The 21,573-nt window shown below is 73.1% G+C and carries 20 protein-coding genes; 11 read left to right on the top strand and 9 right to left on the bottom strand.

Going from position 1 to position 21,573, the window contains the following annotated elements:
* Nucleotides 1-46: 46 nt before the first annotated feature.
* From TNCT6_RS33080 to TNCT6_RS42160, 7 genes are all read right to left on the bottom strand, one after another.
* Entirely contained in the window at nt 47-1,258 is a 1,212-nt protein-coding gene (locus TNCT6_RS33080) for a glycosyltransferase 87 family protein (protein WP_141364966.1), read from the bottom strand.
* Nucleotides 1,255-2,643 (bottom strand): polyprenol phosphomannose-dependent alpha 1,6 mannosyltransferase MptB, encoded by a 1,389-nt coding sequence (gene mptB / locus TNCT6_RS33075; protein ID WP_141364964.1) that lies wholly within the window; start codon nt 2,641-2,643, stop codon nt 1,255-1,257. Before mptB ends, TNCT6_RS33080 begins: the two co-directional genes overlap by 4 nt.
* 130 nt (nt 2,644-2,773) lie before the next feature.
* Nucleotides 2,774-4,186: an aspartate ammonia-lyase gene (aspA, locus tag TNCT6_RS33070; RefSeq protein ID WP_141364962.1), complete on the bottom strand. Its 1,413-nt coding sequence runs from the start codon at nt 4,184-4,186 to the stop codon at nt 2,774-2,776.
* Between the two features lie 37 nt (nt 4,187-4,223).
* Nucleotides 4,224-5,276, bottom strand: a complete 1,053-nt coding sequence (locus TNCT6_RS33065) for an asparaginase (protein ID WP_141367025.1) — start codon at nt 5,274-5,276, stop codon at nt 4,224-4,226.
* A gap of 11 nt (nt 5,277-5,287) precedes the next feature.
* A complete protein-coding gene (locus TNCT6_RS33060; protein WP_141367023.1) occupies nt 5,288-5,965 on the bottom strand; it encodes a FadR/GntR family transcriptional regulator in 678 nt (225 codons plus the stop codon).
* A 110-nt stretch (nt 5,966-6,075) separates the two neighbouring features.
* On the bottom strand, nt 6,076-6,423 hold the full coding sequence (locus TNCT6_RS33055; protein ID WP_141367021.1) for a DUF1330 domain-containing protein: 348 nt from the start codon (nt 6,421-6,423) through the stop codon (nt 6,076-6,078).
* Between the two features lie 151 nt (nt 6,424-6,574).
* The gene (locus tag TNCT6_RS42160) at nt 6,575-7,012 is read right to left on the bottom strand and encodes a DUF664 domain-containing protein (protein ID WP_141364960.1); all 438 of its coding nucleotides are present in this window, start codon (nt 7,010-7,012) and stop codon (nt 6,575-6,577) included.
* Between the two features lie 185 nt (nt 7,013-7,197).
* On the opposite strand from TNCT6_RS42160, the gene TNCT6_RS33045 reads away from it, so the two are divergent.
* Nucleotides 7,198-8,340: a chitinase gene (locus TNCT6_RS33045; protein ID WP_141364959.1), complete on the top strand. Its 1,143-nt coding sequence runs from the start codon at nt 7,198-7,200 to the stop codon at nt 8,338-8,340.
* Between the two features lie 91 nt (nt 8,341-8,431).
* On the opposite strand, the gene TNCT6_RS33040 is transcribed toward TNCT6_RS33045, so the two are convergent.
* Together TNCT6_RS33040 and TNCT6_RS33035 are read right to left on the bottom strand one after the other, a co-directional pair.
* On the bottom strand, nt 8,432-9,406 hold the full coding sequence (locus tag TNCT6_RS33040; RefSeq protein WP_253266312.1) for an ROK family protein: 975 nt from the start codon (nt 9,404-9,406) through the stop codon (nt 8,432-8,434).
* 32 nt (nt 9,407-9,438) lie between these two features.
* Nucleotides 9,439-10,176, bottom strand: coding sequence for a GntR family transcriptional regulator (locus tag TNCT6_RS33035; RefSeq protein WP_253266311.1), 738 nt, complete (start codon nt 10,174-10,176; stop codon nt 9,439-9,441).
* A 346-nt stretch (nt 10,177-10,522) separates the two neighbouring features.
* Between TNCT6_RS33035 and TNCT6_RS33030 the strand changes: the two genes are divergently transcribed.
* From TNCT6_RS33030 to iolD, 10 genes are all read left to right on the top strand, one after another.
* Nucleotides 10,523-11,677: a Gfo/Idh/MocA family protein gene (locus TNCT6_RS33030; protein ID WP_141364956.1), complete on the top strand. Its 1,155-nt coding sequence runs from the start codon at nt 10,523-10,525 to the stop codon at nt 11,675-11,677.
* Complete coding sequence (locus TNCT6_RS33025; RefSeq protein WP_141364954.1) at nt 11,674-12,705, top strand: sugar phosphate isomerase/epimerase; 1,032 nt, start codon at nt 11,674-11,676, stop codon at nt 12,703-12,705. Before TNCT6_RS33030 ends, TNCT6_RS33025 begins: the two co-directional genes overlap by 4 nt.
* A gap of 93 nt (nt 12,706-12,798) precedes the next feature.
* Complete coding sequence (locus TNCT6_RS33020) at nt 12,799-14,193, top strand: ABC transporter substrate-binding protein (protein WP_141364952.1); 1,395 nt, start codon at nt 12,799-12,801, stop codon at nt 14,191-14,193.
* A 53-nt stretch (nt 14,194-14,246) separates the two neighbouring features.
* On the top strand, nt 14,247-15,173 hold the full coding sequence (locus tag TNCT6_RS33015) for a carbohydrate ABC transporter permease (protein ID WP_141367018.1): 927 nt from the start codon (nt 14,247-14,249) through the stop codon (nt 15,171-15,173).
* A gap of 3 nt (nt 15,174-15,176) precedes the next feature.
* Complete coding sequence (locus TNCT6_RS33010) at nt 15,177-16,007, top strand: carbohydrate ABC transporter permease (protein WP_141364950.1); 831 nt, start codon at nt 15,177-15,179, stop codon at nt 16,005-16,007.
* Nucleotides 16,008-16,012: 5 nt separating this feature from the next.
* Entirely contained in the window at nt 16,013-16,828 is an 816-nt protein-coding gene (locus TNCT6_RS33005) for a 6-phosphogluconolactonase (protein ID WP_141364948.1), read from the top strand.
* Nucleotides 16,825-17,802, top strand: coding sequence for a 5-dehydro-2-deoxygluconokinase (iolC, locus tag TNCT6_RS33000; RefSeq protein WP_141364946.1), 978 nt, complete (start codon nt 16,825-16,827; stop codon nt 17,800-17,802). The genes TNCT6_RS33005 and iolC overlap by 4 nt, the downstream gene beginning before the upstream one ends.
* Entirely contained in the window at nt 17,799-18,707 is a 909-nt protein-coding gene (locus tag TNCT6_RS32995) for a deoxyribose-phosphate aldolase (RefSeq protein WP_141364944.1), read from the top strand. The genes iolC and TNCT6_RS32995 overlap by 4 nt, the downstream gene beginning before the upstream one ends.
* Nucleotides 18,707-19,591, top strand: a complete 885-nt coding sequence (iolB, locus tag TNCT6_RS32990; protein ID WP_141364942.1) for a 5-deoxy-glucuronate isomerase — start codon at nt 18,707-18,709, stop codon at nt 19,589-19,591. The genes TNCT6_RS32995 and iolB overlap by 1 nt, the downstream gene beginning before the upstream one ends.
* Nucleotides 19,588-21,489, top strand: a complete 1,902-nt coding sequence (iolD, locus tag TNCT6_RS32985) for a 3D-(3,5/4)-trihydroxycyclohexane-1,2-dione acylhydrolase (decyclizing) (RefSeq protein ID WP_141364940.1) — start codon at nt 19,588-19,590, stop codon at nt 21,487-21,489. The genes iolB and iolD overlap by 4 nt, the downstream gene beginning before the upstream one ends.
* Nucleotides 21,490-21,573 lie beyond the last annotated feature (84 nt).

Below are 21,573 nucleotides of genomic sequence, written 5' to 3'. Positions count from 1 at the left end.
GGCGCCGTACACCGAGATCGTCCGGTATCTGTGCCGCGGGCATGGCCTACGGCCGCGTCGTGTACGGGCGGGCGTGTGGCTCGCCGGGCGCGGGTTCTCCGGTGCTGCCGACGAGGGGCCGGCTCGTGGTGTGGGGCCGACCGGTCGGCAGGGTCAGCAGCAGGCCCAGGGTGATCCACACATAGGTGTTGCTGCCGAGGAAGCCGTCGAGTCCGGAGGAGTCGTCGAACCACAGCCAGACCACGCTGCTGCACAGCAGCCCGTACAGGACGGCCGCGGTCCGCAGGTGGCGTGCGCGCACCAGCACCGCGAACGACGGCAGCAGCCAGACGAGATGGTGCACCCAGGTGATCGGGCTGATCAGGCAGGGGACAAGTCCCGTGAGGGCGAGGGCGGCCGGCCAGTCACCGGCGCGCAGGGCCCGGTGCGTGCGCCACACCCAGACCGCCAGGACGAGGACGACGGCCAGGGCCCAGACGGCACGGCTGGGTTCGCCGGGTGCCGCGAGCCGGGCGAGAACGCCCTGGAGGGACTGGTTGGAGACGTAGTCGAGGCGGCCGACGCGGGTGGTGTCCCAGACGGCGTGCGTCCAGTAGAAGCGGGACGCGCCCGGTGCCGCCCAGGCCGCGAGAACGGTGGCGACCACGGCGACGGCGGTCGCGGCGGCGGCGGCCCGCCAGCGCCGGGCGAGCAGCAGCAGGCCGATGAAGACCGCGGGCGTGAGCTTCACGGCCGCGGCGAGCCCGATGCCCGCCCCCGCCCAGCGGCCCCAGCGACCGCGTCCACCGGACAGCAGCCAGCCGTCGGCGAGCACGAGGGCCAGCAGCAGGAGGTTGACCTGTCCGAAGCTGATGGTGTCCCGTACGGGTTCGAGCAGCGCCAGTGCGCAGGCCGCCAGGGCCCAGCCGAACCAGCCGTGGCGGCGCAGTTCCCGGCCGACGAGGATCCACAGCACGGCGGCGACGGCGACGAGGTCGAGCAGCAGCGCGGCCGTGATCGCCGTGTTGAGGCCGACGAGTGCCATCGGCAGCATGCTCAGGGCGGCGAACGGCGGGTAGGTGAAACCGTAGGTGGTCCCCGGCACCTGGTAGTCGTAGATACGGCCGCCGTGGTGCACCCAGGCGTTCACGGCGCCGTAGTAGACACGCAGGTCGAACCAGCCGCGCAGCAGCGGCACGGTGGCGGTGAAGACGGTCACGGCCACGGCGAGGCACAGGACGAGGACGAGCCGTCCCCTGTCGGTGCGCGGCAGTCTCACGCGGTTCCTCCCAGCACCGGTGCCTGAGCCGTCTGGTGGGCCTGCCACAGGACGACCAGGGCGAGCGCGCCTCCGGAGACCGCCAGGGCCACCTGGGCGAGGTCCGGCGGGTCGCCGCTCGGCAGTACGGCGAGCGCGAGGACGGCGGTCGCGGCGGCCACCCGGTGGCGGACGGAGGCGCTGGGCGCGGCGGCGGCGATGAGGAACAGGCCCCACAGGGCGTACCAGGGCCGGATCGCCGGACCGAGGACGGCCACGGCGGCGAGGCTCAGGCCGAGCGCGTAGATCGGGCCGGGGCGCAGCCGGAGCCAGATGAACAGCACGGCGGCCGTGGTCGCGAGAAGTCCCGCCGCGTGCCAGACCGGGGTGGCGAGGGGCGCGAGGCCGCTGCCCAGCTGTGCGAGGACGTCGCCCGTGACCCCGCCCAGGACGCTGGTGGGCGACCAGTTGTGCGGGGAGACCGGTGTTCGCAGGGCCGCGATCCAGCCGTATCCCGTGCCCGCGAGGGCGGTTGCCACGACCGTGGTGGCGAGCGCGACCGCGGTGGTCGTCGCCACCGCGCGTGCCAGTCCGGTGTGCCTGCGCAGCGCGATCACGGCCAGCAGGCCGAGCGCGGCCGGTGCCTTCACCAGCGCGGCGAGCGTGATCAGGACGACACCGAGGACGTGCAGGCGGCCGCGGGCGGCGAGCAGTCCGATGCCGAGCAGCCCCAGCATGATGGCGTCGTTGTGGGCGCCGGCGACCAGGTGCAGCAGCACCAGCGGGTTGAGGGCGCCGAGCCACAGCGCGGCGGCGGGATCGGCGCCGCACTGCCGGGCGAGCCGGGGCAGTGCGACGGCCATGAGGGCCACACCGAGCAGTGCGACCAGCCGCATGCCGATCAGGCCGGCCGGCAGCTCCCCGCGGGTCAGACCGGAAAGAGCGGAGGCGACGGCGAGGAAGACCGGACCGTACGGGGTCGCGGTGTCCCGCCACACCGGCGCGACCTCGGCCGCGAGCGGTCCGCCGAGTTGCGCCGGCCCGTGCCTGTACACGTCGAGATGGGCGTCGACCATGGCGCCCTGCGCGAGATAGCTGTACACGTCCCGGCTGAACAGCGGCGGCGCCAGCAGCAGCGGCGCCGCCCACACGGCCAGGACGAGCAGCAGGGCGCGGGGCGTGGGCGGCTCGGGGCCGCGGATCACCCGGCCGAGCAGCGCCCACGCGGCGATCAGCAGAACGACCCCGAAGTACACCCCCACCAGTCCGAGCGCGGCGCGTCCGGACTCGGGAGAGACCAGATCCGCGACCGGCAGGGCCCCGGCGGTCTGACCGCCCAACGCGAGGAAGGCGGTACCGGCCAGGCCGAGGGCCTGGCAGCGGCGGAGATCGACGGGGAAAGCCATGGCCAACACTCGGGAAGCGTGTCAACGCCTGGTGGCCGGAAGGCGACGCACGCCCCTCGGCCGGACGGCGCGCGCATGACCGCCGTGTGAGCGGCGCGCCTGCCCCGGTACTCTCCGGGCGGGTGGTGGCTCAGACCTCCGGCGATCCGCTGCCCGCGAGCACCTCGGGCCGCAGCAGTGACTCAAGGCGTTCGGCCGGGAGCAGGCCCTTCTCCAGGACGAGTTCGGCGACGCCGCGGCCGGTGGCCAGGGCCTCCTTGGCGATGCCGGTGGCCGCCTCGTACCCGATGTACGGGTTGAGGGCGGTGACCAGACCGATGGAGTTCTCCACCGCGGTCCGCAGCTGCGCCGTGTTGGCCGTGATGCCGGCCACGCACCGCTCGGCGAGGGTCAGGCAGGCGTGCTCCAGGTGCGTGATGCTCTCGGAGAGGGAGTGCAGGATGACCGGCTCGAAGGCGTTCAGCTGGAGCTGACCGGCCTCGGCGGCCATGGTGATGGTCACGTCGTTGCCGATCACCTCGAAGGCGACCTGGTTGACGACCTCGGGGATCACCGGGTTGACCTTGCCGGGCATGATGCTCGAACCGGCCTGCACCGGCGGCAGGTTGATCTCGCCCAGGCCCGCGCGCGGCCCGGACGACAGCAGGCGCAGGTCGTTGCAGCTCTTGGAGAGCTTGACGGCGATCCGCTTGAGCACGCCGGACATCTGCACGAAGGCACCGCAGTCCTGGGTGGCCTCCACCAGGTTGGCGGCCGTCACCAGCGGCAGGCCGGTGATCTCGGCGAGGTGGCGGCGGGCCGACTCGGCGTATCCGGCGGGGGCGTTGAGACCGGTGCCGATCGCCGTGGCGCCCAGGTTGATCTCGTGGATCAGTTCGACGGCCTCCGCGAGCCGGAGACGGTCCTCGTCGAGCATGACCGCGAACGCGGAGAACTCCTGCCCCAGCGTCATCGGCACGGCGTCCTGGAGCTGGGTGCGGCCCATCTTGAGTACGTCGCGGAACTCGACGGCCTTCCCGGCGAAGGCGTCCTGGAGTACCGCCATCGCCTTGAGCAGGCCACGTACGGCGAACACCGTGGCGATCTTCACGGCGGTCGGGTAGACGTCGTTCGTGGACTGGCCGAGGTTGACGTCCTCGTTGGGGTGCAGGTGCTGGTACTCGCCCTTGGCGTGGCCGAGCAGTTCCAGCGCGCGGTTGGCGACGACCTCGTTGGCGTTCATGTTGGTGGAGGTGCCGGCGCCGCCCTGGATGACGTCGACGACGAACTCGTCGTGCAGCTTGCCGTCGCGGATCTCGCGGCAGGCCTCGACGATGGCGGCGGCCTTCCGCGGCTCCAGGAGGCCGAGTTCCTCGTTGGCGAGGGCGGCGGCCTCCTTGACGGCGGCGAGGGCGTCGATCAGGTGCGGGTAGGCGGAGATCGGCGTCCCCGTGATGGGGAAGTTCTCCTTGGCGCGCAGGGAGTGGATGCCCCAGTACGCCTCGGCGGGTACGTCGCGGTGGCCGAGCAGGTCGTGCTCGCTGCGGTGGGCTGCGGCGGTCATGGCTGTGCGGATCCTCTTTCGGAGGTGGGCGGTGCGGTCAGGCGGACGTTCGGGAGTGGGGGCCGCCCCCGCCCGAGCGGAGCCGGGTGCCCGGGGCGGGATCGAGCGCGCGGGTGGGGCGGACGCTGCCGACCGGTCGGCCGCCGCCGAGCAGAGGCTCCCCGGCGAACTCGGCGAGCGCGGCCGGGTCGACCCCGGCCCGGGCGAGGGCCGCGGCGGCGACCGGGACGCGCGCCCGGTTCGCTCCGTCGGCGATCTTCACGGCGACGGCCCGGCCGTCCGGCAGCGCGGCGACCTGGACGCCCTCGAAGCCGTCCTTGGCGAGCAGCCCGGGCACGGCGCGCATCAGCGCGGCGACGTCGCGCCCGGAGCCGGAGGCCGTCTCGGCGTGCTCGCGCATGGCGTCCGCCACCCGCGTCTCGGGGGTGTCGGCCGGCGCGGTGGTGATCCGGGCCGCGGCGCGCGCGAGCCCGTGCAGCGAGACGGCGAACAGCGGCGCTCCGCAGCCGTCGACGGTCACGCGGGCGATCGCCTGCCCGGTGAGGTCCTCGACGGCCTCGGCGACGGCCCGCTGCAGCGGGTGGCCCGGGTCGAGGTAGTCCTCCAGCGGCCAGTCGTTGAGGCGGCAGGTGTAGAGCATGGCCGCGTGCTTGCCGGAGCAGTTCTGCGCGAGCCGGGACGGCAGGCGCCCCTCGCGCACCCAGGCGTCGCGGACGACCGGGTCGTACGGCAGGTCGGGGACGTTGCGCAGGTCGTCCTCGGTGACTCCGGCCAGCTCCAGGATGCGCCGGGTGCCGGTCAGGTGCCGCTCCTCCCCGGAGTGGCTGGCCGCGGTCAGCGACAGCAGTTCCCCGTCGAGCGGCAGCCCGGCCCGGAGCATCGCCACCGCCTGGACCGGCTTGAGCGCCGAGCGCGGGTAGAAGGCGGCCTCGATGTCGCCGAGTTGCAGCTCCACGGCTCCGTCGGCGCCGAGGACGACGACCGAGCCGTAGTGGATGCCCTCGACGACCCCGCCGCGGACGAGGTGGGCGACGGGGGCGTGCAGGGGCTCCCGGATCACAGGGGCCTCGGCCACCGAGCTTCCGTACATCACTGCCTGGTTCATGCCTCGGGTCCGTCTTCGGTGGGGGCGTCCGTGCGGGTCGGGCGCATGATGTCGGTGAGGGTCGTCTCGACGCGGTCGAGATGGTGGGTCATGGCCTGCACCGCGTCGTGCTCGGTACCGTCGATCAGTGCCTCGACGATCGCCCGGTGCTCGCGGTTGGACTGCTCGCGTCGGCCGCCGAGTTCGTTGAGGAAGGCGGACTGGCGGGCCAGCGCGTCCCGGATCTCCTCGATCACCCGCCGGAAGACCGGGTTCTGGGCGGCTTCGGCCACGGCCAGGTGGAAGACGGTGTCCATCGCGACCCAGGCGGTGGTGTCCGTCTCCTGCTCCATCCGGTCCAGGAGGTGGGCCAGGTGGTCGAGGTTCTCGGCGGTGCGCCGCCGCGCCGCGTACCCGGCGACCGGGATCTCGACGTGGCGGCGCACCTCCAGGAGGTCGCTGGCCGCGTAGTCGCCGAAGGTGGGGTCCTCGACGGCGTCGGCGACGACGAAGGTGCCCTTGCCGGTCCTGGAGACCGTGAGCCCCATCGTCTGCAGGGCCCGCAGGGCCTCCCGCAGCACGGGCCGGCTGACCTCCAGGGTGCGGCACAGCTCCGCCTCCGAGGGGAGCTTGTCGCCGATGGCGTAGTCACCGCGCTCGATGGCGCCGCGAAGGTGGCCGAGCACCGCTTCCATGGCGCTGACGCGCCGCGGCCCCGGACCACCTGTCTGGCTGTCTGACAGGTTCACGGGGTGATCCTGCGGGTGACGGGGCCGGCCTGTCAAGGCGTGCCCGAATCCGAGAGCTACTCGGCGGGCAGCGCCGCCCGCATCGCCTTCGCGGCGCCGGTCGGGTCGTAGTCCTCGGGGACACCTGGGACCAGGATGATGTCGCCTTCGATGTGCCGCGAGCGCAGCGGTGCGATCTCCTGGTACGCGGGTGAGTCCCACCAGGCCCGCGCCTCGGCGATCCCGGGGAAGGAGATCACCACGACGTGCCCGGGCCAGTGGCCCTCCTTCACCTCGTGCCGCGTGGCGTGTACGAGGAAACGGCCACCGTACGGCTCGAAGGTGGCGGAGATGCGCTCGATGTACTCGGCGATCTCCGGGTGCGGAGCGGCCTCCTGCAAGTGGGCTATGGCATAGGCGGGCATGTCGTCCTTCCGGCCGGTCGGGCTCTGTTGCACCGGCGATCCTGGCAGGTGGGCGCGCTGGGGGCGATGACCTGACAGGTAAGTGCCGGCCGCACGCACGGGGAGGGACGAGGCCGCCACCGCGGGTTCGTGCACCGCACCCGTCCGCGAGTCATGGCGTGCCGCGGGCCTGCTCTGCCTCGGCGCCACCTGTGCCGCGCTGACAGCCGGAGAACTGCGCCGCGCGGACCGCCGCTGCTGCCCCAACTGACGTCATGCAGGACGCGCACCACTCCCCCACCCGGCCGTCGATGCACTCGCGCAGCAGATCGGTGTGCCCGCAGCGGCGGACGTGCTCCTCGATCCGGTGAACCCACAACTCCCGGACAGAGTCGCCGTCGCGGGCCACCCGCCTGCCCGGAACCGTGTGCTCGTCCAACACCACATCGGTCGCCGCCTGTTCGGGGGCCAGATCAGTGAAGGCGCCATCCGGCAGGCCCTGTTCCCCGACGGCCCCCTTCCCTGCGGCTCGTGGCGACGGCGTGGCCGTCGCCCCCCTCGGTCGCCCCTCGATTATCGGCCAGATGTCATGTACAGCTCTTGACCGCATTGGTTTAGACCTTTAGATTCCAGGCCGTCAGGCCCCTCCCACAGCGCCGGGTTGAGTGCTCGTGTGGCAACGACGCTCTTCGCCGGCTCGCAGTCGTCCCCCACCCTCGCGGCCGCCCCGAGCCCCACCGGAGCCCGACGGCCACGTCGTCACTCCATCGCCTCTTCCTCAGGAGCACACTCCTCATGTCCACCCCCCACCCCGGTACCAGCCTCCGCAGACGCTCACCCCTGGCCAGGCTCACGGTCAGCGCGGTGCTCGCTCTCGCCCTTTCCGCTCTGTTCGGCGTCTCGCCCGCCTGGGCGGCGGACGGGCAGATCACCGGCCTCGCGGGCAAGTGCGTCGACGTCGCCGCCGCGAGCAACGCCAACGGCACGGCCGTCCAGCTCTACGAGTGCAACGGCACGAACGCCCAGAAGTGGTCCAACTCCGGTGACGGAACCCTGCGGGCGCTCGGCAAGTGCCTCGACGTCGTCGACCGCAGCACGGCCGACGGAGCCGCCGTCCAGCTGTGGGACTGTTCCGGCGGAGCGAACCAGCAGTGGGTCGTCACCGGCGCTCGCGACATCGTCAACCCGGCCGCGAACAAGTGCCTCGACGTCCGGGACAACAACAGCGCCAACGGCACCCGCCTGCAGATCTGGACCTGCACCGGAGGCGCCAACCAGAAGTGGAACGCTCCCGCGAGCGGCGGCGGCGGCAACCCGTCCGGATTCGTCGTCTCCGAAGCCCAGTTCAACCAGATGTTCCCGAACCGGAACTCCTTCTACACGTACAGCGGCCTCACCGCCGCGCTCAGCGCCTACCCCGGCTTCGCCGGTACGGGCAGCGACACGACCAAGAAGCAGGAGGCGGCCGCGTTCCTGGCCAACGTCAATCACGAGACGGGCGGCCTGGTCTACGTCGTGGAGCAGAACACTGCCAACTACCCCCACTACTGCGACTGGAACCAGCCGTACGGCTGCCCCGCCGGGCAGGCGGCCTACTACGGCCGCGGGCCGATCCAGCTCAGCTGGAACTTCAACTACAAGGCTGCCGGCGACGCGCTCGGCATCGACCTGCTCAACAACCCCTGGCTGGTGCAGAACGACGCGTCCGTGGCCTGGAAGACCGGCCTGTGGTACTGGAACACCCAGTCGGGTCCCGGCACCATGACCCCGCACGCCGCCATGGTCAACGGCGCCGGCTTCGGGCAGACCATCCGCTCGATCAACGGCTCCCTGGAATGCGACGGCAGGAATCCCGCCCAGGTGCAGAGCCGCGTGGACGCCTACCAGCGCTTCGCCTCCATCCTCGGCGTGAGCCCCGGTAACAACCTGTACTGCTGAGCGGTTTCCTTCCTTCGGAAGGCGGGGCGTGGACCGATGCAGTTCCGGTCCACGCCCCGCCTGCTGTCGGCGTCAGAAGCCGCACGCGGCGTCAGGAAATCGACGCCGTGACCCCCCTGAGTGCCGGCAGTGCCGCGGCGCCGATCAGGCCGGCGTCCGGGCCGAGGGCGGCCCGGTGGATGGGCGGCGGCGCGGGGCGGGTGCGGGTGGTGTGGGCGTAGGCCTCGCGCAGGGCGGCGTGCAGCGGTCCGTCGCCGGTGCCGAGCCCGCCGCCGAGCACGATCGCCGACGGGTCAAGAACGCGGACGAGTTGGCCGAGCACCGTGCCCAGCGCCTGTCCGGCGGTCGTCAGGACCCGGGCCGCGGCCGGGTCGCCGGACCGGGCCAGGGCGGTGACCTCACGGGCGCCCGGTACGGGTGAGCCGCCGCAGGCGGTGCGGCGTGCGCCGATGCCGCGGCCGGAGCAGTACTGTTCGAGGTTTCCGCGCCAGTCCGGGTCCACGGAGGCCGGGACCTCCAACTCCCCCAGGGCGATGGCCTCCCCGCGCCGCCCGGCGACGGGCCACCCGTCGAGAACGAGGGTGGAGGACAGCCCCGTACCCAGGGAGACGTAGAAGAAGTCGGGAAGGTCGCGGCCGACTCCGTGCCGCGCCTCGCCGAGCGCCCCGCAGCGCGCGTCGGAGCCGACAGCCACCGGCAGGCCGGGCGCGGCCTCGGCGGCGAGTACGGCGGCGGGCTGGACGTCCCAGGCCAGTACCTCACGGCTGGTCAACATGCCGTCGGCGTCGACATATTCGGGAAATCCGGCACCCAGAGCGGTCACCGTGACGCCCAGCCGGGCGGCGTCGTCGAGGAGGGCGCGGGCCGCCCGGGCGGTGCCGGCCAGACCGGGGTCGCGCAGTCCTCCCTCGGCGGCGGTGGCGGTGGGCACTTCACGGCGGTGCAGCAGGGTGCCGTCGGCGGTGACGAGTCCGGCGGCGATCTTCGTGCCGCCGACGTCCAGGGCCGCGACGGCGGCACGGCCGGACGGTTCCCCGGCGGGCGCCGGGATCGGGCTGGTGTTCACGGGAGTTGGCCTTCGCCTGGGATGCGGTGGGGTCAGTCGGAGCTGCGGTGCAGGGTGGCTTCGAGGCGGTAGGCGTCGCCGCGGTACACGGCCCGGCCGAGCAACACCGGGGTGTCGTTCTGGTCGTAGGTGACCTCCTCGCCGACCAGGACCGGGGTGCCCGGCGGCACCCGCAGCAGCTCCGCCTCCAGGGGCTGGGCGCCGTCGGCGCGCGCGGTGTACGTGCTGTGCATGACGCGCACCCCGGCCCTGGCCTCCAGCTCGGCGAAGAGCGAACGGTCCGTCAGGTCGGCGCCCTCCAGTGCCCGAGCGCGGGAGCGCACCAGCACCGTGGTGTCCAGGCACACCGGTACATCGTCCAGGCCGCGTACCCGGACGATCTCCAGGACCTCGGCGGCGGGTGCGATGCGCAGCCGGGCCGATTCCTCGTAGCCGGCCGGGCGGACCTCGCGGCGCAGCAGCCGTGCGGTGGCGGTCAGGCCCCGGGCGCGGGCGATGTCGGTGAAGCTCTTCAGCACGCTGGGCGGCTCACTGACCACGTCGGTGGCGACGAACCAGCCGCGCTGCGGGGAGGAGTGCACCCGGCCCTCGTCCTCCAGCAGGGCAAGGGCCTGGCGCAGGCTGCTGCGGCTGACGCCGACTCGCTGGGCCAGTGCGCGCTCCCCGGGCAGTTGGCTGCCCGGGGCCCATACCCGGCGGTCCAGCAATTGCCCGAGTGCGCGGCGGGCGAGCTGGACGGCCGGACCTGCGGTCGCGGCGGGCGAGCTCACGGCGCTGGCGGGGGCGGGGGCGGATGGTGAGGCCGTTGCGTCATGCGTGGTCACGGTCATGGACCGTACCAGAGCAACCAGTTCATGGACCAGATCAAAATCTGGTCCAAACACTGGACTGACTGGACTGAAGTGCGTCATGATCCCCCCACGCCGAAATTCGGAAGCCCCTCTTCCGTTCCCCGGCGTGTGCCCGCCTGCCGGTGCACGGGGCCACCGCCGGCCCCTGCCTCCAACAGGCCACAGGGCCCAGCCCGATGGCACGCCCCCGACACCACCACCCGCGACACCACTCATCCGCGACCGCGACAGCACACCGCGCCGCACCCGAGCCGAGGGAGCCTCGATGCCGTCACATCCACCGGTCCGTCTCGCCGTCATAGGCGCAGGAACGATTTCTCAGTCGGTCCACCTCCCCGCCGTCCAGCGCCTGGGCGCGCTGTTCGAGACCACGGTCGTGTGCGACCTGTCCCCCTCCCGCGCGGCGGCGGTGGCCGCCCGCTGCGGCGTCGGCGTACGGGCCACGCACAGCTATGAGAGCGTGCTGGCCGACGACACCGTCGACGCCGTACTGCTGGCCACCCCCGGCACCCACGCGCAGGCCGCACGCGCCGCGCTGGAGGCCGGAAAGCACGTCCTCGCCGAGAAGCCGCTGTGCCTGACCGTGGCCGAGGCCGAGGAACTGGGCGCGCTCGCCGAGGCCAGGGGCCTGGTGCTTCAGGTCGGCTACATGAAGATGTACGACCCGCTCACCGAGGTCGCCGCGGCCGAGCTGGCCGAGCTGGACACCCCGCGCACGGTCCGGGTCACCGTGCTGCACCCCGCCGACGAACCGCAGGTGGAGCATCTGCGGCTGGCCCCGCCGACCGACGACGCGGACCTCTCCGTGATCGCCGAGTCCCTCGCCTACGAGGACGCGCGCACCCTGGACGCCCTCGGCGAGGTACCGGCCGAGCTGGGCCGCTACTACCGGGACGTGCTGAACGGCTCGGTGATCCACGAACTCTCCGTACTGCGCGCGCTCGGCTTCACCCTGCCCACCGCATTCGACAGCGCCCAGCTGTGGCCGTGGCCGGTCGAGGGCGAACCGCCGTGCCTGCTGGCCACCGCGCCCCTGGGCGACGGCGCCCAGCTGGTCCTCAACTGGAACTGGCTCCCGGACCACCCCGAGTACGGCGAGGAGATCGCCGTACTCGCCCGCGACGGCCGGCTGCGGCTGGACATGGCCGCGCCCTACCTGGTGGACGTGCGCTCCACCCTGCGTGTGGAACGCGCCGAGGGCGCGCTGCGCCGCGACACCACCGCGCGGCACGGCTACGACACCGGGTTCGTGCGCCAGCTGGAGGAATTCGCCGCCGCGGTGCACGGTGAGGCACCGGTCCGCTCCGGCGCCGCCGGGGCTGCCGAGGACGTGCGCTGTCTCCAGGCGCTGGTCGCCGCGCTCGCCGCGGGGGCGGGCGTCGCGGTCGGCGGCGAGGCCGCGAAGGGGGCCGTCGCATGACCGGCCGCACCACGGGCTCCGCCGTGAACCCCGACACGGACTACGCCACGCACCCCACCACGACCCCTGACACGCACCTCTCGGGCCGCCTGCCTGACGGCATCCTGATCGGCAACGCGCCGGTGAGCTACGGCGTGTACGGCGAAGGCGCGGGCGGGCCCGACTCCTCCCCCGGCGCCCTGCTGGCCTCCATGGCCGAGGCCGGCTACCACGGCAGCGAACTCGGCCCGCCCGGCTTCTTCGGCACGCCGGAGCAGACCGCCGCGCTGTTCACCGAGCACCGCCTGGCCGCCGTCGGCGCCTACATCCCCGTGCACTACGCCCTCGGCGACGACGTGGTGGAGCACGACCTGGCCCGGATGGAGCAGACCTGCCGCGAACTGGCGGCGTGCGCCGAGGCCGCGGGCACCCCCGCCGACCGGGCGCCGCTGGCCATCCTGGCCGACGAGGGCAGCCAGACCCTGCTGCACCACCCCGCCCGCTCCTGGGACGACCGCTCGCTGGCCCTGGACGAGGCCGGCTGGGAGCGTCTGGCCCGGCTGTCCGAGCGCGCGGTGGCGATGGCCCGCTCCTACGGACTGCGCCCCTCCTTCCACCCCCACATCAGCACCTATGTGGAGTCGCCGTGGGAGGTCGAGCGGCTGCTGGAGCTGACCGAGGTCGGCCTCACCCTCGACATCGCGCACATCCAGCTGGCCGGCGGCGACCCGGTGGAGTGCCTGCGGGCCTGGCGCGAGCGCATCAACCACGTGCACGTCAAGGACGTACGGATGGCCGTGCTCACCGACGCCAAGGCCGCCGGCCGCACCGACTTCGACGAGTGGTGGGCGGACGTCTGCGTGCCGTTCGGCGAGGGCGACGTCGACATCGACGCCTTCCTGGCCGAGCTGCTGCGCGGCGGTTACCGCGACTGGCTGCTGGTCGAGCAGGACCGGGCACCGACCCCCGCCGATCAGTACCCGCAGGTCGCCGCCGAGCAGGCGGCCAACTACGCCTGGCTGGCCGCGAAGGTGGCCGCCCACTCCTGATCACCCGGCTGCCCCGGGGCGCGCGGCCCGACCGCCGCGCCTTCCGGGCGCCGTTCCCGGTCCGCCCGCGGGCGGGCCCGAAGTGGAGCAAGGATGAACAAGCTGCGTTGGACCGGGGCCGCGGGGCTGGCCCTGACCGGGCTGCTGGTCTCCGGGTGCGGTGTCCCCGGAGCCGGCGGCACCACCGCCTCGTCCGGCGTCACCGGACCGCGGATCACCCAGCCGGTGACCGTCCAGGAGGTGGCCAAGCCCGGGCCCACCACCCTGCGCGTGCTCGCCGACTCGGGCGAGGACGCCACTCTCAAGGCGCTCGTGCCGATGTACGAGAAGAAGTACCCCAACGTCAAGGTCGAGGTCGTCACCAAGGGCTTCGACGACCTGATGAAGACCGTCGTCAACTCGATGTCCGGCACCGACGCGCCCGACCTGGTGCAGGGCAACCAGGGCTACGGCACCGACGGCCCGCTGGTCAAGGCCGGGCTGATCCGCCCGCTGGACGACGTGATGCGCGCCTACGGCTGGGAGAACACCTTCACCGACGGCGCCCTCAAGCAGTACCGCTGGACCCCCGACGGCGCCGTCTTCGGCTCCGGCAGCCTGTACGGCATCTCTCCCGCCACCGAGTACGTCGGCGTGTTCTACAACACCGACAAGCTGGCCAAGCTGGGTATCAAGCCGCCCACGACCTACGCCGAGTTCACCGACGCGCTGGCCCGCGCCGAGGCCGCGGGACAGCAGCCCATCATGCTGGGCAACTCCGAGAAGTACCCCGCCAGCCAGGTCATCGGCCTGGTCCAGGCGCAGAACGTGCCCAGCCGCGACATCCGGTCGTGGATCAGCGGGGTCCCCGGCGCCACGATCGCCGACCAGGGCACCGAGGCCGCGGCCCGTACCGTGCAGGACTGGGCGAAGCGCGGCTGGTTCGGCAACGGCTACGACGGCATCAGCTCCGACGACGCGGTCGCCAAGTTCAGCCACGGCCAGGGCGTCTTCCTGGTCGCCGGCTCCTGGAACGCGCCGGCTCTCCAGCAGAGCATGAACGGCCATGTCGGCTTCACCCTGCCCGCCCGGCCCGACGGCACCCGCGCCACGGTCGGCTCGCTCGGCCTCGGCTGGCACATCAGCTCCAAGACCCAGCACCTGCCCGCCGCGGTCGCCTTCCTCGACATGCTGATGAGCGACCGGTTCGCGCAGACCCTCGCGGACGTCGGCCGCACCCCGGTCACGGGCCAGGGCACCGTCAAGGCCGACAGCAAGGTCGTCGACCAGGTCAACGGCATCGGGCTCAAGCTGCTCGCCGACGACGGGCAGAACTTCTACCTCGACTGGGCCTCCACCACGATGCTCGACACCATCGGCTCCAGGACCCAGGACCTGCTGGCCGGCCGCACCTCCCCGCGCGGCTTCGCCGAGGGCCTGCAGAACAACTGGCTGGCGTTCCAGCAGCAGCAGCGCCAGGACGCGGCAGCCGCCGGAGGCACCCCGTGACCGCGGCCCCCCTCTCCGGACGGGCCACCGCCACCGAGCCCGCGTCCCCCGCAATGGTCCGCGCCGACCACGAGCCACCGGCCCACCGGAGACGGCACGGCCTGCGCGCCTGGGCCGGACGCCAGTACTGGCCCGCCCTCTGGTATCTGCTGCCCGCCGCCATCGTCTACACGCTGTTCGTGCTGCGGCCGCTGGGCCAGACCGCCTGGATCTCCCTGTTCCGCTGGGACGGCCTCACCGAGGGCCGCTGGGTGGGGCTCGGCAACTACCGCGCCCTGCTGTCCGACACCCGTATCCCCGCCGCGATCGGCCACTCGCTGGAGTTCGTGGTCTTCTACGCGCTGCTGCCGGTCGCCCTCGGCCTCTTCCTCGCCGCCCTGATGTCCCGCATCCGGGTGTACGGACTGAGCTTCTTCCGTGCGGTGCTGTTCCTGCCGCAGATCCTGGCCACCGTCGTGGTCGCCGTCTCCTGGCGGTGGCTCTACGACATCGACGGGCCACTCAACGCCGCCCTGCGCGCCGTCGGCCTGGGCTCCCTGGCCCGCGCCTGGCTGGGCGACTACCACACCGCCCTGCCCTCGGTCGGCCTCGTCGGCACCTGGGTGATGTACGGGCTGTGCATGGTGCTCTTCCTCGCCGGCACCCAGAAGATCCCCACCGAGCTGTACGAGTCCGCCCGCATCGACGGCTGCGGCCCGGTCCGCGAGTTCTTCACCGTCACCCTGCCCGCGCTGCGCGGCGAGATGTCCATCGCCCTGGTCCTCACCATCACCTACGCCCTGCGCAACTTCGACCTGGTGTGGAACACCACCACCGGCGGCCCCGGCACCTCCACCACCGTGCCCAGCGTCTTCATCTACCAGGGTGCCTTCCTCACCCACGAGGTGGGCGGCGCCGCCGCGATCAGCGTCTGCCTGACCGCCGTGGTGCTGATGGTGACCGGGCTCGTCATGCGCCTGGTGCGCGGAAAGGAGGGCTGACGGATGCTCACCAGCCGCCGCCAGACCGTCATCGGACACGCGGTCCTGGCCGTCGCCGCCATCGCCGCCCTGTACCCCTTCCTGTCCGTGGTACTGCTGGCGCTCAGCAAGCCCGGCACCCGGCAGAGCGGTTTCACGCTCCCCACCTCCATCAGTTTCGACAACTTCTCCGAGGCCTGGAGCCGGGGACTGTTCTCGCAGGCCCTGCTGTCCAGCCTGATCGTGGCCGCCGCCGTGGTGGTGGGCACCATCGTGCTGGCCGTCCTCGCCGGCTACGCCTTCGCGGCCTTCCCCTTCCCGCTCAAGGGACTGCTCCTGGGACTGCTGCTGGTCGGTCTGGTGATGCCGTACGAGGCGACCGTGATCCCGCTCTACTACCAACTCCGGTCCTGGCATCTCACCAACACCTACTGGGCGTTGATCCTGCCGCAGATCGGCCTGTCCCTGCCGTTCGCGGTGTTCTGGATGCGCACCTTCTTCGTGTCCACGCCGCCGGCGCTGCGCGAGGCCGCCGCGGTCGACGGCGCCTCCAGGTTCCGCACCCTGCGCTCGATCCTGCTGCCGATGGCCGCACCCGCCATCGGCACCCTCGCCACCCTGCTCTTCCTCTTCGCGTGGAACGAGTTCCTGCTGGCACTGGTCCTCGTCCCGGACGACCGCAGCGTGCAGACCGCGCCGCTGGCCCTGTCGTTCTTCGCGGGCAACCGGCGCAACAGCAACCCGGGCGTCACCGCGGCCGCCGCCGTCATCGTCGCCCTGCCCGTACTCATCAGCTACATCGCCCTCCAGCGCCGCATGATCAGCGGCATGCTGGCCGGCGCCGTAAAGGAGTGACATCCATGTCGGCCCCCCTTCCCCCGCGCGTCTTCGACAGCCCCGCCCAACTGGGCGCGGAGCTGGCCCGCGAGATCGCGGACGGGATCGCGGAAGCAGCAGGCTCCGGCCGGCGCTACGTCCTGGGCTGCCCCGGCGGCCGCAGCCCCAAGCCGGTCTACGAGGCACTCGCCGAACTGACCGCCGAGCGCGGGCTCGACCTGCGGCACGTCGTCATCGCCATGATGGACGAGTACGTACTGCCCGACCCCGACGCGCCGGGCGGCTTCCACGACATCGACCACGGCGCGCACAACAGCTGCCACCGCTTCGCCGCCGAGGAGATCGTTGCCCCCCTCAACGCCGCGGCCGGGCCCACCCGGAGCATCCCCGCCGACGCGGTGTGGTTCCCCGACCCCGCGGACCCGTCCGCCTACGAGCGGCGTCTGGCCGAGGCCGGCGGCATCGACCTGTTCATCCTGGCCTGCGGCGCCTCGGACGGGCACATCGCCTTCAACCCGCCCGGCACCGAACGCCACAGCACCAGCCGGATCGTGGAGCTCGCCGACACCACCCGCGTCGACAACATGGGCACCTTCCCCGACTTCGCGTCCCTCGACGAGGTGCCCCGGCACGGCGTCACCGTCGGCGTGCACACCATCGTGGCCAACTCCCGGCGCGCGGTGATGACCGTCCACGGCGCCCACAAGCGCGAGGCGGTGCGCCGCCTGGCCACCGCCCGCGGCTACGACCCCTCCTGGCCCGCGACCCTGGTCACCGAGTGCGCCGACGCCGCCCTCTACGTCGACCGGGCGTCGATGGCCCTGGAGGACGCCGCGTGACGTACGACCTGATCACCCTGGGCCGGGTCGGCGTCGACCTCTACCCGCAGCAGACCGGGGTCGGCCTGGCCGAGGTGCGCACCTTCGCCAAGTACCTCGGCGGCAGTGCCACCAATGTGGCCGTCGCCGCCGCCCGGCACGGCCTGCGCAGCGCGGTCGTCACCGGCGTCGGCGACGACCCGCTGGGCGGGTTCGTCCGTGACGCGCTGCGCGGCTTCGGCGTGGACGAGCGGCATGTGGTGACCGTGCCCGGGGCCCAGACCCCGGTGGTGCTGTGCGAGCTCTTCCCGCCGGACGACTTCCCGCTGTACTTCTACCGGCCCGATGCCCCCGACCTGCGGCTGCTGCCCGAGCACCTGGACCTGCCCGCGCTGCGCGATGCCCGGGTCGTGTGGGCCACCGGGAGCGGCCTGTGCGCCGAACCGTCGTACGGCACCACACTGCGCGCGCTCGCCGAGCGCGACCCGGGCACCGACACCGTGCTGGACCTGGACTGGCGCCCGATGTTCTGGGACCGGCCCGAGGAGGCGCCCGCCCGGTACGCGCAGGCGCTGGAGCACGCCACCGTCGCGGTCGGCAACCGTGACGAGGTCGAGGTCGCGGTGGGCACCCGTGACCCGGACCGGGCCGCCGACCTGCTGCTCGCCCGCGGAGTGCGGCTGGCCGTGGTCAAGCAGGGCCCGCACGGAGTCCTGGCGCGCACCGCGGCCGAGGACGTACGGGTGCCGCCGATCCCCGTCGAGGTGGTGAACGGCCTCGGCGCGGGCGACGCGTTCGGCGGCGCCCTGGTCGCCGGACTGCTGGCCGGACTGCCGCTGGCCGACACCCTGGCCGCCGCCAACGCCGCCGGGGCCCTGGTCGCCTCCCGGCACGCCTGCGCCGACGCGATGCCCACCCCCGAAGAGATCGCCGAGCTGACCGGCCGCCCCACCTCGCGCGCCGTCGCCACCACCACGACCGGAGAACCCCGTTGAGCACCACCCTCGCCACCGCCCCCGCCGCCCGTGACCTCGCCGAGGTCACCCGGATCCGGCTCACCGACCCCGACGCGATCCGCCGGGCCGCCGCCGCCCGCCCGAAGTTCGACCCCGCGGACCTGGCCCGGCCGCTGTTCATCCTGGCCGCCGACCACCCGGCCCGCGGCGCGGTGGCCGCCGGCGGCAACCCCACCGCCATGGGCGACCGGCACGAGCTGCTGGCCCGCTGCGTCGAGGCGCTCTCCCGCCCCGGCGTGGACGGCTTCCTCGGCACCCCCGACCTGGTCGAGGACCTGACACTGCTCGGCGCGCTCGATGGCAAGCTGGTGCTCGGCTCGATGAACCGGGGCGGCATCCCCGGTGCCTCGTTCGAACTCGACGACCGCTTCACCTGCTACGACGCCCGAGGCATCGAGGAGGCGGGGCTGGACGGCGGCAAGGTGCTGCTGCGCGTCGACCCCGCCGACCCGGGGACCGCGGAGACGCTCAGCGGGACCGCCACCGCCGTGAACGAGTTGGCGGAGCGCCGGCTGCTCGCCCTGATCGAACCGTTCAAGTCCGTGCGCGAGGGCGGCAAGGTGCGCAACATCCTGGAGGCCGACGCGCAGATCTGGGTGAACAACATCGCCTCCGCGCTCGGCCGCACCTCCGCCTACACCTGGCTGAAGGTCCCGGTCGTCCCCGACATGGAGCGGATGATGGCCTCCACCACCATGCCCACCCTGCTCCTTGGCGGCGAGGGCGGCGGCGACCCCGACGCCATGTACGCGTCCTGGCAGCGCGCACTGGACATCGAGCACGTCCGCGGTCTGATCATCGGCCGTACGATGCTCTTCCCCGCCGACGGCGATGTGGCCGGTGCCGTGGACACCGCCGTCTCGCTGCTCGGCCGGGAGTCCTGATGTCCCGTCGGCTGCACCTGCCCGACGGCACCGCCGCGGCGGACGGATTCCGCCTCACCGTCACCCCTGAGGACGCGGGGTGGGCCTACGGCTCGCTGCGTGTCCTGGACCTCGCACCGGGTGCCTCGCGGACGCTGGACACCGGTGACAGCGAGATGATCGTGCTGCCGCTGTCCGGCGGCTGCCGCCTGGAGATCGACGGCACCGTCCTCGAACTCGACGGCCGCAGCGACGTCTTCAGCCGGGTCACCGACTTCGCCTACGCGCCGCGCGACGCCCGGCTCACCGTGCACTCGGCGGCCGGCGGGCGGTTCGCGCTCCCCGCGGCCCGCTGCGAGCGCCGGCTGGCGCCCGCCTACGGTCCCGCCGAGGCCGTACCGGTCGAGATCCGCGGCGCGGGCCCGGCCACCCGGCAGGTGAACAACTTCGCCTCCCCCGAAGGCTTCCCCTGCGACCGTCTGGTCGCCGTCGAGGTGCTCACCCCCGGCGGGAACTGGTCGTCCTATCCGCCGCACAAGCACGACGAGCGGCGCCCCGGAGAGGCGGTGCTGGAGGAGATCTACTACTTCGAGATCGGCGGCCCCGGCCCGCACGGCTTCGGCTACCAGCGGGTGTACGAGCCCGCCGCGGCCGGGGTCGACGGGGTGGACGTGCTGGCGGAGGTCCGGCAGGGTGACGTCGTGCTCGTCCCCCGGGGCTACCACGGCCCCTCGATGGCCGCTCCGGGACATCCCCTCTACTACCTCAACGTGCTCGCCGGGCCCGACCCGCAGCGCACCATGGCGTGCTGCGACGACCCGGCCCACCACTGGGTGCGCGCCTCGTGGGACGGCCAGGCCGCCGACCCCCGGGTGCCGATCTGCGACGCGGGAGGCCCGCGATGACCACGACCACGTCCGCCGGGCGGGTACGCCGGCTGACCACCGCCCAGGCGCTGGTGGCGTTCCTCGCCCAGCAGTACACCGAGCGGGACGGCGTCGAACAGCGGCTGATCGAGGGCTGCTTCGGCATCTTCGGTCACGGCAACATCGCCGGCCTCGGCCAGGCGCTGCTGGAACGCCCCGACGACCTGACCTACTACCAGGCCCGCAACGAGCAGGCCATGGTGCACGCCGCGGTGGCCTACGCCCGCACCCGGCGCAGGCTCTCCACGCTGGCCTGCACCGCCTCGGTGGGGCCCGGCTCCACCAACATGGTCACCGGGGCGGCGCTGGCCACCGTCAACCGGCTGCCGGTGCTGCTGCTGCCCGGTGACACCTTCGCCTCACGCGCCGCCTCACCGCTGCTCCAGGAGCTGGAGCAGCCGTACGCCGCCGACATCACCGTCAACGACACCTTCCGGCCCGTCTCCCGGTTCTTCGACCGGATCTGGCGGCCCGAGCAACTGCTCTCCTCGGCCGTGCAGGCGATGCGGGTGCTCACCGACCCGGCCGAGACCGGCGCCGTCACCCTGTGCCTGCCGCAGGACGTGCAGGCGGAAGCCTGGGACTTCCCCGAGGAGTTCTTCGCCCGCCGAGTGTGGCACGTCCGCCGCCCGGCACCTGACGAGGCGTCACTGACCGCCGCCGTGCGGCTGCTGCGGGGCGCACGGCGCCCGCTGATCGTGGCGGGCGGCGGGTTGATCCACTCCGACGCCACCGCCGCGCTCGCGGAGTTCGCCGCCGCCACCGGCGTTCCCGTGGCGGTCACGCAGGCCGGGAAGGCCGCGTTGCCGCACGGCCATCCGGCGGCGGTCGGCGCGATCGGCCACACCGGCAGTGCCGCGGCCAACTCCCTGGCCCGCGAGGCCGATGTGGTGATCGGCGTCGGTACCCGCTGGCAGGACTTCACCACCGCCTCGCGCACCCTGTTCGCCGACCCGCGGGTGGCCTTCGTCAACCTCAACATCGCCTCGTTCGACGCCGCCAAGCAGGCCGGGGTGTCGCTGGTCGCGGACGCCCGCGCGGGCATCCAGGCCCTGGGCGCCGCACTGTCCGGCTGGTCGGCCGCCCCGGAGTGGCGTGACCGCGCGGCCGGACTGGTCCGCGGCTGGGACGCGGTGGCGGACGCCGCCTTCACCGCCGGACGCCGGCCGCTGCCGGCCCAGAGCGAGATCATCGGCGCGCTGCGGGACGGCATGGGCGAGCGCGACGTGGTGGTGTGCGCCGCCGGCTCGATGCCGGGCGATCTGCACAAGCTGTGGCGCCCCACTGACCCGCTGGGCTACCACGTCGAGTACGGCTACTCCTGCATGGGCTACGAGATCGCCGGAGGGCTGGGCGTGAAGATGGCCGCGCCCGACCGCGAGGTCGTGGTGCTGGTCGGCGACGGCTCGTACCTGATGATGGCTCAGGAGATCGCCACGGCGGTGGCCGAGCGCCTCAAACTGGTCGTGGTGCTGGTGCAGAACCACGGCTACGCCTCGATCGGCGCGCTGTCGGAGTCGGTCGGCGCCGACCGGTTCGGCACCCGTTACCGCTACCGCGACCCGGCCACCGGGCACCTGGACGGCGACACCCTGCCGGTCGACCTGGCCGCCAACGCGGCGAGTCTGGGCGCGGACGTCATCCGCGCCCAGGGTCTGGACGGCTTCCGCGAGGCGCTCGCCACCGCGCTGGCCGCCGAGCGCACCACCGTCGTCCATGTGGAGACCGACCCTCTGGTGCCGGCGCCCGGCTCGGACGCCTGGTGGGACGTCCCGGTCGCCGAGGTCTCCGCGCTGCCGTCGACCACCGCGGCCCGCGCCGCCTACGAGGAGCACAAGAAGGCCCAGCGCCCGCTGCTCGCCCCACGACCGGCCTGACCCGGCCCCGGCCCGCGTCCTCCGGGACTCCCTCGGCAGGACGCGGGCCTGTGTGCCGTCCTGCCGGCTCCTGCCAATTCCCTC

This window comes from Streptomyces sp. 6-11-2 (genome assembly GCF_006540305.1).
In the GTDB taxonomy this organism is placed as follows: Bacteria; Actinomycetota; Actinomycetes; order Streptomycetales; family Streptomycetaceae; genus Streptomyces.
This window is presented reverse-complemented; position numbering and strand designations above follow the sequence as displayed.

Bases quoted from the DNA above. Each gene is read 5' to 3' on its own strand.
- mptB (WP_141364964.1), bottom strand. From the start codon at position 2,643: ATGGCTTTCCCCGTCGATCTCCGCCGCTGCCAGGCCCTCGGCCTGGCC.
- aspA (WP_141364962.1), bottom strand. From the start codon at position 4,186: ATGACCGCCGCAGCCCACCGCAGCGAGCACGACCTGCTCGGCCACCGC.
- TNCT6_RS33065 (WP_141367025.1), bottom strand. From the start codon at position 5,276: ATGTACGGAAGCTCGGTGGCCGAGGCCCCTGTGATCCGGGAGCCCCTG.
- TNCT6_RS33060 (WP_141367023.1), bottom strand. From the start codon at position 5,965: ATGGAAGCGGTGCTCGGCCACCTTCGCGGCGCCATCGAGCGCGGTGAC.
- TNCT6_RS33055 (WP_141367021.1), bottom strand. From the start codon at position 6,423: ATGCCCGCCTATGCCATAGCCCACTTGCAGGAGGCCGCTCCGCACCCG.
- TNCT6_RS42160 (WP_141364960.1), bottom strand. From the start codon at position 7,012: ATGCGGTCAAGAGCTGTACATGACATCTGGCCGATAATCGAGGGGCGA.
- TNCT6_RS33045 (WP_141364959.1), top strand. From the start codon at position 7,198: ATGTCCACCCCCCACCCCGGTACCAGCCTCCGCAGACGCTCACCCCTG.
- TNCT6_RS33030 (WP_141364956.1), top strand. From the start codon at position 10,523: ATGCCGTCACATCCACCGGTCCGTCTCGCCGTCATAGGCGCAGGAACG.
- TNCT6_RS33025 (WP_141364954.1), top strand. From the start codon at position 11,674: ATGACCGGCCGCACCACGGGCTCCGCCGTGAACCCCGACACGGACTAC.
- TNCT6_RS33020 (WP_141364952.1), top strand. From the start codon at position 12,799: ATGAACAAGCTGCGTTGGACCGGGGCCGCGGGGCTGGCCCTGACCGGG.
- TNCT6_RS33015 (WP_141367018.1), top strand. From the start codon at position 14,247: ATGGTCCGCGCCGACCACGAGCCACCGGCCCACCGGAGACGGCACGGC.
- TNCT6_RS33010 (WP_141364950.1), top strand. From the start codon at position 15,177: ATGCTCACCAGCCGCCGCCAGACCGTCATCGGACACGCGGTCCTGGCC.
- TNCT6_RS33005 (WP_141364948.1), top strand. From the start codon at position 16,013: ATGTCGGCCCCCCTTCCCCCGCGCGTCTTCGACAGCCCCGCCCAACTG.
- iolB (WP_141364942.1), top strand. From the start codon at position 18,707: ATGTCCCGTCGGCTGCACCTGCCCGACGGCACCGCCGCGGCGGACGGA.
- iolD (WP_141364940.1), top strand. From the start codon at position 19,588: ATGACCACGACCACGTCCGCCGGGCGGGTACGCCGGCTGACCACCGCC.